This window comes from Collinsella aerofaciens (assembly GCF_015560135.1).
GTDB lineage: Bacteria > Actinomycetota > Coriobacteriia > Coriobacteriales > Coriobacteriaceae > Collinsella > Collinsella aerofaciens_AN.
The window spans coordinates 42509-51952 of record NZ_JADMRH010000015.1 but is presented as its reverse complement, the minus strand read 5'-3'; the positions used below and the strand labels follow the sequence as shown (position 1 = coordinate 51952).

At 59.4% G+C, this 9444-nt stretch carries 8 protein-coding genes, 1 tRNA gene and 1 pseudogene; 2 read left to right on the top strand and 8 right to left on the bottom strand.

Translation table 11 applies throughout. From position 1 onward, the window contains the following. A pseudogene (locus I2H19_RS07180) lies at nucleotides 1-419 on the bottom strand (CAP domain-containing protein); the annotation flags it as partial. 244 nt (nucleotides 420-663) lie between these two features. Here I2H19_RS07180 and I2H19_RS07175 point away from each other — a divergent pair. Then, complete coding sequence (locus I2H19_RS07175) at nucleotides 664-912, top strand: helix-turn-helix domain-containing protein (protein ID WP_195622191.1); 249 nt, start codon at nucleotides 664-666, stop codon at nucleotides 910-912. Nucleotides 913-1356: 444 nt separating this feature from the next. Here I2H19_RS07175 and I2H19_RS07170 read toward each other — a convergent pair. From I2H19_RS07170 to I2H19_RS07140, 7 genes are all read right to left on the bottom strand, one after another. Next, nucleotides 1357-1432, bottom strand: a tRNA-Arg gene (locus I2H19_RS07170). Nucleotides 1433-1567: 135 nt separating this feature from the next. Next, on the bottom strand, nucleotides 1568-1966 hold the full coding sequence (locus I2H19_RS07165; protein ID WP_006235193.1) for a DUF956 family protein: 399 nt from the start codon (nucleotides 1964-1966) through the stop codon (nucleotides 1568-1570). 120 nt (nucleotides 1967-2086) lie between these two features. Next, the gene (locus I2H19_RS07160) at nucleotides 2087-3007 is read right to left on the bottom strand and encodes a PTS system mannose/fructose/sorbose family transporter subunit IID (RefSeq protein WP_195622190.1); all 921 of its coding nucleotides are present in this window, start codon (nucleotides 3005-3007) and stop codon (nucleotides 2087-2089) included. Nucleotides 3008-3023: 16 nt separating this feature from the next. Then, nucleotides 3024-3842: a PTS mannose/fructose/sorbose transporter subunit IIC gene (locus I2H19_RS07155; protein ID WP_006235195.1), complete on the bottom strand. Its 819-nt coding sequence runs from the start codon at nucleotides 3840-3842 to the stop codon at nucleotides 3024-3026. An 18-nt stretch (nucleotides 3843-3860) separates the two neighbouring features. Continuing rightward, entirely contained in the window at nucleotides 3861-4850 is a 990-nt protein-coding gene (locus tag I2H19_RS07150) for a PTS sugar transporter subunit IIB (RefSeq protein WP_148332486.1), read from the bottom strand. Between the two features lie 337 nt (nucleotides 4851-5187). Beyond that, complete coding sequence (locus I2H19_RS07145) at nucleotides 5188-5616, bottom strand: hydrogenase maturation nickel metallochaperone HypA/HybF (RefSeq protein WP_195622189.1); 429 nt, start codon at nucleotides 5614-5616, stop codon at nucleotides 5188-5190. A 194-nt stretch (nucleotides 5617-5810) separates the two neighbouring features. Next, the gene (locus I2H19_RS07140) at nucleotides 5811-8588 is read right to left on the bottom strand and encodes an FAD-dependent oxidoreductase (RefSeq protein WP_195622188.1); all 2778 of its coding nucleotides are present in this window, start codon (nucleotides 8586-8588) and stop codon (nucleotides 5811-5813) included. 187 nt (nucleotides 8589-8775) lie between these two features. Between I2H19_RS07140 and I2H19_RS07135 the strand changes: the two genes are divergently transcribed. Continuing rightward, a complete protein-coding gene (locus I2H19_RS07135; RefSeq protein WP_195361547.1) occupies nucleotides 8776-9438 on the top strand; it encodes a TetR/AcrR family transcriptional regulator in 663 nt (220 codons plus the stop codon). The last annotated feature ends 6 nt before the right edge of the window (nucleotides 9439-9444 follow it).

Below are 9444 nucleotides of genomic sequence, written 5' to 3'. Positions count from 1 at the left end.
TCCGCCTTGGCGTCTGCGAGACCCGCCTTCGCCTGCTCGAGGTCCTTGCCGGCGGCATCGGCGGCGTCCTTGCCCTCCGCGACCTGACGGGCGTACTCGTCCATTGCCGCTCGGTCGGCTGCCGTGCCGGCATTGACTGCAGAATCGTAGGATGCCTTGGCCTGGTCGCGGGCGGAAGCCGCCTCGTTGTAGGGACCGGCGGCCTCATCGTAGGCTGCCTTGGCGGCGTCCTCCTTCGCCTTCGCCTCGTTGACTGCCTTCTGCAGGTCCGCGATGGTCTGTGCGGCGGATTTCGCGCCGGTACCGGATGCCGCGCCGGCGTGGGCGGCGATCGGCGACATCACGGCGGGGTGCTGCGTGCCCCCGTCACCGGTCTGGGCGAATGCCGTGAACGGTGAGATGAGGCTCGATCCGGTCATGGCGGCCATGGTCGCCGCGGTGACGGTCAGACGCGCGATCCCCTTCGGGGCGTGAAACTTTTTGTTTGGCAGTGCGGCGAAGTGATCGCCACCGGCAGCGAAGCGCTTTCCCTGGGTCATTGTGCTGTTCCATTCCTTTTCCGTGCCCTATCCGACTGGGCATCAGAGCGCTTTCCAATAGAGATAATTATGCGCCTCAACTGGGATTGTTGTATATAGTCCGTTGGCTTTTATACAACAATCCATGACTCTTTTTGTCATGGATATCTCGCCACTACAACGATCCTTTGGTCTACGCTGCAAAAAACTCAGATCAAAGTTTGGTTACTCACAAGAGCAATTTGCGAACCGTATCGACATGGACAGGTCTTACTACGCCTCGATAGAGGTCGGACGAAGAAATGTCAGTCTTTCCAACATCTGTAAAATTGCCAATGGATTCAACATGTCAATCGCTGCACTTATGACTGGTGTCACCGATATAACGGATTAGTCTATCAATCAGCGAACGCAGTGAGCGTATCAATCGACGGCGTAGCCGGCGGCAAGGTCACGGCACGTGACCGCGCAGCGAGCTTTGCGAGCGAAGGGGACGGCATCGCCGTCCCTATTTCTTTATAGTATATTTCTCTATTAATTGGTTTCACCAAAATGGGTATAGCACAAGCTTCTGAACAGGCGTTTTATCAAAGAATTCGAAGCTACCGAATCATCAAAATGGTGAAATAATTTACCCAAAAGGGGGAAGCGCTTCACCAAAATGGAACCGACTGACAGCTGTTGAAAACTTTTATCCCCAAAATGGTGATTTCCTGTTTTCAGTGGAAAACTCGGGAAGTCATAATATTTACTTACCAGATTTACAAACGGAAGCGGTTCTTAGCCCCAAAACCAGAACAGGTCAGAAGCAAAAATAACTCCTGACCTGCGATTTTCCTGGTGCCCCCGGGCGGATTCGAACCGTCGACACCCGCTTTAGGAGAGCGGTGCTCTATCCCCTGAGCTACGGAGGCATGTTGTACTAGTGTAGCAGATTTACTGCATCGCAATACGTCGCATGACTAGACTTCGAAGTTGCGGTGGAATAGTTCCTGTCTGAAGCATCTAAAGCCGTATTTAGGAACTGTTTCACCGCAACTTGTGAAGAGCTAGTTGCCTTTGTGGAAGAGGTTTTTGATAACGGAAGGGATGCTCTTGGCGCCCTTGGCGGTCACATCGATAAAGTCGGGCGAACGCACGAGCTTATCCTCGTCGACGTACTTGCGGACCGCACGAAGCGTCTCTTTGTCGTCGCGCGTCGAAAACGTAAAGTGACCGTTATCCTTGGTAAAGATGGCAAAACGCGTGATCTTCTTGGTGCCGCGCAAAACCTCGGCGGCAATATAGTCGACCTCATCCCACGGGATTTGAATATAATCCTCGGGATTGCGCTCGTTATAGTACTCAAACGCCTTATTGCCCACCATCACGTTACCGTGGCTGGTAAGCCCCATCAGGCAGGTTGCCGGCGTTGCCAAATCGACCGTGCTGTTCTGAGATTGCGCCATGCGCGCCTCGCCCTCCAAATAAAACAATCGGACCGCATCCAGTGTACCCACCGGGTGCGGTCCGTTTCAATGGCTCAAAAGCCCTTGTCTAGCTACTCTCGGTCTTAAGCCGAAGCGTGCTTACATGAAGCCGCAGAAGCGACCGATGATGCCGACGGCGAAGAGAGCCAGGATGATGACGATCGGGCTGACCTTCTTCTTGAGGAGCTTGCAGACCAGCAGGGTCAGGCACACGGCGGCAAGGCCGGGGATGAGCTGATCGAGGTTGGCCTGAAGCGTGGTGACCTTCATCTGATCAAGGGCGGTAGCACCGACGGAGTTGTACATCGTCAGCGCTTCCTTGATACCCTCGGAACCGGAGGGCAGGCTAGCCCAGTCGATAAAGGCGCCAGCAGACTGCTTGACCGTGGAGACGATCGGGGTGAAGGAAATGGACACCCAGCGCTCGACCAGGGCGCCGATGATGAACATACCCAGGATGGAAGCGCCCTCGGTGACCTTGCCCATCAGACCACCGGAGAGGTCCTTGGCGATGGAGGAGCCGACCTTGTAGCCAAACTCCTGCGTGTACCACAGGAAAGCGTAACGGATGATGTTCCACGCGAAGAAGAACAGCAGCGGACCGACGATGCTGCCGGACATGGCCAGGGAAGCGCCCAGAGCGCCCAGAATCGGGCGAAGGGTGAACCAGAAGACGGGGTCGCCGACGCCGGCGAGCGGGCCCATCATACCGACCTTGACGCCCTGAATGGCGACGTCGTCAATCGGGGCACCGTTGGCGCGCTCCTCCTCGAGAGCGAGGGTAACGCCAATGACGGGGGCGGAAACATAGGGGTGGGTGTTATAGAACTCCAGGTGGCGCTTAAGAGCGGCAATCTGGTCATCCTTGCCGGTGTAGAGCTTCTTGATCGCAGGGATCATTGCGAAGCACCAGCCGCCGTTCTGCATACGCTCGTAGTTCCACGAGCCCTGAAGGAACTGATGACGGAAGCAAACCTTCTTGCGGTCAGCCTTGGTGAGCTGAATCTTGTTCTCTGCCATATGTATCACTCCCCTCCTACTCGTAATCGTTCAGAATGTCGCCGAGCGGGTCGCCGGAGCCACCGCCCATGCCGCCACCCTGCTTGGCCAGATCCTTAAGGCCAAGGTAGATGAGGGCAAGGGAGATGCCGATGAGACCAAGGGCGATCAGCGTGAGCTGAGGGATGGCAGCAAGGACAAAGCCGAGGACGAAGAACGGCCAGGTCTCCTTGGTGGCCATCATGTTGATGACCATGGCGTAACCGACGGAAGCGACCATGCCGCCGCCGACAGCCATGCCGCCGGACAGCCAGTCGGGCATAGCGTTAAGCGCGTTGGTAACGGCCTCGGCCGGGATGACGCACAGAAGCACTGCCGGGATGGCGATACGAAGGCCCTGCATGAGGATGGCAGCATACTGCCAGCGCTCGATGCCGGAGAAGTCGCCCTTCTCGGCGCAACCGTCCATGGCGTGAGCGATAGCGGTAGCAATGGTACGGCAGATCATGGTCAGGAACAGACCAGCGACCGACAGTGGGACGGCGACGGCGATAGCGGTGGTAACGGCCTTGGCCGAATCGGTGGCGCCACCGTTGAGGGCGAGCACCATGATGATCGAAGAAGCGACCGAGGCCAGAGCGGCGTCAGGCGCGACAGCGGCGCCGACGTTAGCCCAGCCAAGGGCCATCATCTGGAGCGAACCGCCCAGGAGGATGCCCTCCTGAAGGTGACCGGTTACGAGACCGATAAGCGTGCATGCCACGAGCGGCTGATGGAACTGGAACTCATCCAGAATGCCTTCCATACCGGCAAGCAACGCGACAATCGCAACAAGCAGAATAGTGATTGCAGACATGTATCGGACCCTCCTTTACTATGCTTGAGCGGCCAGTTCGGCCTTAGCTTTCTTCAACATGGCGTCGAGATCCTCGGAGGAATCCGAAGGAACCTTGCGGACCTCGAACTTGACGCCCTTGGCCTTGAGGGCCTCGAGAGTCTTAACGTCATCATCGCCCATAGCGACGGCGTTGGTGACGACGACCTTGCCCTTGGAGTGAGCCATGGAACCGATGTTGACTTCCTTGATGTCGACGCCGGCCTCGATGGCCTTGAGCAGATCCTGCGGGTTCTCGAAGAGCAGCATGGCCTTGGTGTCACCAAAGCGCGTGTCCTTGACGACCTCGGCCATCTTCTTGATGGGCACGACGTTGGCATGGACTCCCGGAGGGGCAGCCTGCTCGATCATGGTCTTGCGGAGCTCGTCGTGAGCAACGCCGTCGGAAACCACGATGATGCGGTTGGGGTTGATCTGCTTGGTCCACGTGGTGGCCACCTGACCATGCAGCAGACGGGTGTCGATACGGACGTGGGCAATCTTGATGTGCCCGTCGCCGATGACCGTTCCCGGAGGGATGGCGCCTGCAGGAGCAGCGGCGGCCGCAGCCGGCTTCTTCTCCTCGGGCTCCAGAGACTCGGGCTTGACACGCACGCCAGCCTTAGCCTCAGTCACGAGATGTTTTGCGATCGCATGTGCAGTGTTCTTTGCGTCAAAGCGCTGCGAATATGCCTCAATGAGCATAGGCAGGTTGACACCGGTGACGATAGCCCAGGAATCGTGGCCCTCGATGAGTCCGCTGATCTGGTTGAACGGCGTGCCGCCCCACAGATCAACGAGGAAGAGCACCTGCTCCTGGTCCTCGAAGGAAGCGACTGCTTCCTCGACCTTGGCACGGAAATCGTCGGGGCCCATGCTCGGCTCGAGCGAGACCACGGCAACAGACGGCTGATCGCCAAAGACCATCGAGCCCGTCTGCTTGATTCCAGCTGCCAAGTCCCCGTGGCTAGCAAGAACAATACTTACCATCACATAACCTCCTTTTTGTCTACGTATTTCCTACACGACATGAAAGGAGTATACCTGTTTGGATTGTGGAATTATAGCTAAATTCGCAAAAGGTTGGATTATTTGTTTAAACGTCTAAGTTTGTTACAAATCGATTACATTGCTGGTTTACAGCTCATTGCCTGCTAAAACGTGATTTGCTGATTGTTTTCAAAGACATATAAAGGTGCACCGTTCGTTAAGACCGCTTTTAGGTGAATCCCAATGCGTCTGCGTGCCACCATTTTGTTTAAACAGACATGACTTGACTAACCGAAGCAAATATGTTTAGAACTCTAGCCCATGTAGACATTAGATGTTAGGCGATGTGGAGAGGGTTGGCGGCGTCGACGGCATCGGGGGCGTCGGAGAGGCCGTCAGGAGCAGCGTCTGCCGGGTCCTCGTCGGGGGTCTCGATCTGTTTGATCATGATCTCCTGGCCCTGCAGCAGGTATGTTTCACCGCTGCCGCAATGGGGGCAAGTCTTGCCGTGCTCGACCGTCGCGTAGTCGCGGCCGCACGCCTCGCAATGCGTCACGGCGTCGACAGGCTCCACGATAAGCTCCGCGCCCTGCGCGATAGGCTTTTTATCCGCCGCCCAGCGCCAAGCGTCGAGTAGTAGATCGGGGACGACGCCCGAGACCTCGCCCAGCAGCAGCGTGACGCTCGAAACGCGACGCACGCCATGAGCGCGCGCCACATTCTCAACATCGCGAATGATGTGATAGACGATTCCGAGCTCGTGCACTTTTAATTCCTTCCGCCGTTCTACCGAACGGCGGTCGGCTTGACGCTGCGCGAGCCCCAGACGGGCGATCTGCCTTTCAATCGTCGGGCATGGGCAAAAGCCCTATGCCCTCCTCTTTCAAGGCACCTCGCCACGCCTGGGACTCGCTCGCTGTCCAACCGCTCTCTGCGCCGTTCTCCTGCTTGTTGCGTTTCTTACTTCTTCCCGAATTTAATCTTGATGGCGCGCTTGAGCGCGTACTTGCCCAGGCTTGGAAGCTTTTGCTCGTATTTGACCATCGTGGAGCACTCGGGGCGGTCGCGATCCAGATGGATGGCGTCGAACGCGCACTTGGTGGTGCACAGGCCGCAGCCGATGCACTTGTTGGGGTCGACGATCGAGGCGCCGCAGCCCAGGCAGCGGGCGGTCTCGGCGCGCACCTGCTCCTCGGTAAAGGTCTCAACATACTCGCTAAACGGCGCAGCCTTCTCGCGTTCGCGGTCCACATGCGCAACCTCGCGGCTCGCGTTGTCGTAGCTCTCGATCACGACATCGTCGCGGTCGAGCGCGGTGTAGCGGCGCTGGTTGCGGCCGATGGTGAGCGTGGAGCCCGGCTGCACAAAGCGATGGATGGACACGGCAGCCTCGTGGCCGGCGGCAATGGCATCGATGGCAAAGCTGGGGCCGGTGTAGACGTCGCCGCCCACAAAGATGTCGGGTTCGGCGGTCTGGTAAGTCTGGGGATCGGCCAGGGCGCCCTGGCCGCGGCCGAGCTCCACCTTGGAGCCAGCCAGCAGGTCGCCCCACACAATGGACTGGCCAATCGACATGACGACACGGTCGGCATCGACACGGCGCAGATCGTTCTCGTCGTACTCGGGCGCAAAACGGCCCTCGTCGTCAAAGACACGCGTGCAGCGCTTGAAGGTGATGCCGCACACGCGACCGGCCTCGTCCAGGTGAATCTCCTTGGGGCCCCATCCGCAGCTGATGTGCGCGCCATCCTCAATGGCCTCGCGACGCTCCTCCTCGCTGGCAGGCATCTGGGCATCGCTCTCCAGGCAGAACATCTCAACGTGCTCGGAACCCAGACGGCAGGCGTTGCGCGCGACATCGATAGCCACGTTGCCGCCGCCCACCACAATGGTGCGGCCGGACAGGGAATCGATCTTGCCGCTGTTAACCTCGCGAAGGAAGTCGACGGCCACGGTCACGTCCTCGGCACCCTCGCCCGGAATGCCCGCAAGGCGGCCGCCCTGGCAGCCAATGGCAACGTAGAAGGCCTTAAAGCCCTGCGCGCGCAGCTCGTCGAGCGTCACATCGCGACCGACCTCCACGCCATAGCGGAACTCGGCACCCATCAGGCGAATAACTTCGACCTCGGCCTCGATAACGTCCTTCTCCAGCTTAAAGCTGGGAATGCCATAGGTGAGCATGCCGCCCGGGCGCTCGTTCTTCTCGAACACGACGGGCTTGTAGCCCTTCTCGGCCAGATAGAAGGCACAGGACAGACCGGCCGGGCCGGCACCGATGATGGCGATCTTCTGATCGAAGCCGCCGGCGCGCGTCGGCGTCACCACGGGTGGGACATAGCGGGTCGCGGCATCAAGATCGCGCTGGGCGATAAACTTCTTGACCTCGTCGATGGCCACGGCGGCGTCCACACGGCCGCGGGTGCAGGCATCCTCGCAGCGGCGATTGCACACACGGCCGCAGATAGCGGGCAGAGGGTTCTCGCGCTTAATGAGTGCTAGGGCCTCGTCATAGCGACCCTGAGCCGCGAGCTTCAAATAGCCCTGAACGGCAACGTGCGCGGGGCAGGCCGTCTTGCAGGGCGCGGTGCCGGACTCATGCGTCTCGATGCGGTTGTCGTTGCGGTAGTTGGGCGACCACTTGGTGTGGTCCCACTTGGTGGCATCGGGCAGCTCCTGGCGCGGATACTCGGGCACCTGTCCGCCCGCCTTTTTGCTGCAGAGCTTCTGGCCCAGCTTGGCGGCGCCGGCCGGACACACCTCAACGCAGCGACCGCAGGCCACGCACTTGTCCTTCTCGACCTTGGCGACATAGGCCGAGCGCGACAGGTTGGGCGTGTTGAACAGCTGCGAGGTGCGCAGGGCGTAGCACACGTTGACGTTGCAGTTGCAGATGGCGAAGATCTTGTTCTCGCCGTCAATGTTGGTGATCTGGTGCACAAAGCCGTTGTCCTCGGCCTGGCGCAGGATGTCGTAGACCTCGTCGCGGGTCACGTAATGGCCACGATCGGTCTCGACCACGTAGTCGGCCATATCGCCCACGGCGATGCACCAATCGGCCGGGTCGTCGGCGCAGCCCTCGCCCATCACGCGACGGCTTGCGCGGCAGCTGCAGGTGCTAGCGGCATACTTACCCTCGTATTTGTCGAGCCAGTGCTCGATATGCTCGATCGGCACCGACGTGCTCGCGGCATCGATGGCCTTCTCGACCGGAATGACATGCATGCCGATGCCGGCACCACCGGGCGGCACCATCGGCGTGGCCTTGGACAGCGGTCCCTTGGACGCCTGCTCAAAGAACTTAGCATAGACCGGATGCTCCTCGAGCTGGCTCACGCGCATGTTGAGGAACTCGGCGGAACCCGGCACCAGCATGGGCAGCACCCATTGCTTGGCGCGCTCGGGATTTTCCCAGTTGTACTCGAGCAGGCCCGTGTAGCTCATATCGTCGAGCATCTTCTCGATCTGGGCCTCGGGCATGCCGGTGAGCTTGACCATCTCGGGCAGCGTGTAGGGACGGCGCATCTTCATCTTGCAGAGTACCTCGGCCTGCTCGTCAGTCGCGGCCTCGGCAAACGACCAGTACTCGTAGCCCAGCAGCTCGTCGCGATGCAGCAGGCGGTTAGTGCAGTGCTCGCACAGCTTGACGATGGCCTCGCGCGGATGCTCCGGCAGCGGCGGCACAAACTCCGCACCGATATCGGGCTCGGTGTAGCTAATCCCCGGTCCGTTGAGAATCATAGTCGTCCCTTCTCTTGCCGCAACCTGGCAGGCACGCAGCGCCCCTCTTTTTACGGGCTCGACATGCCCCCACGCCGTTCACCCGTTATTGTTGACATTGTGTCAAAAACAGTATTGACGAACCGTCAACAATATTCAAGACTGTTAGGCGAACGATCAGGCAAAAGAGGATGAAAGGCGGCAAAACATGGGCAACAACACAGCAGATACCTCTGTAGTCGATGCCGTCCCCGCATCCGATAGCGCGGCAAAGCGCTTGACGGGCGACGAACGCCGTCGCGAGATCCTCGCCGCCGTGCGCACCGTGAGCTCTGAGCTAGGCGTGTCGCATCTATCCGTCTCGGCCGTGACCAAGCGAGCCGGCTGCACGCGCTCATTGTTCTACCACTACTTTGCCGACATGGACGCCGCTGTCACCGCCGTCATGGACGAGGCGATCGACGGTTTTATCTCCGAGCTCGAGCAGTGGAATGCCAACCGCACCGTCGGTGATATCGAGGGCGCACTCGACACCGTCGCCCCGCTCTTTAAGCGCCTGGTCGTCAGCGGCCACGAGCTGCCGAGTACGCTCACCTCAAGCAGCGGCGCGCTCTACGGCGGCTTTTTGCACAACGTGGTCCAGCGTGTGGCGCAGTATATCTGCGACACCACCGTGGTGGATTTTGCCGCCCATCATGAGCTACGCATCGACCATGTCTACGAGACGTTCTACACCCTCATCATGGGGTTGTTGATGTATATCCGCACGCACCCCGATGTGCCCGACGAGACGGTCAAGGAAATCATCGCCTCGACACTCCACATCGAGGGCTATACCGCCAAGTATCCGGAGCGCAAGCCCCAGAACTGACGACAT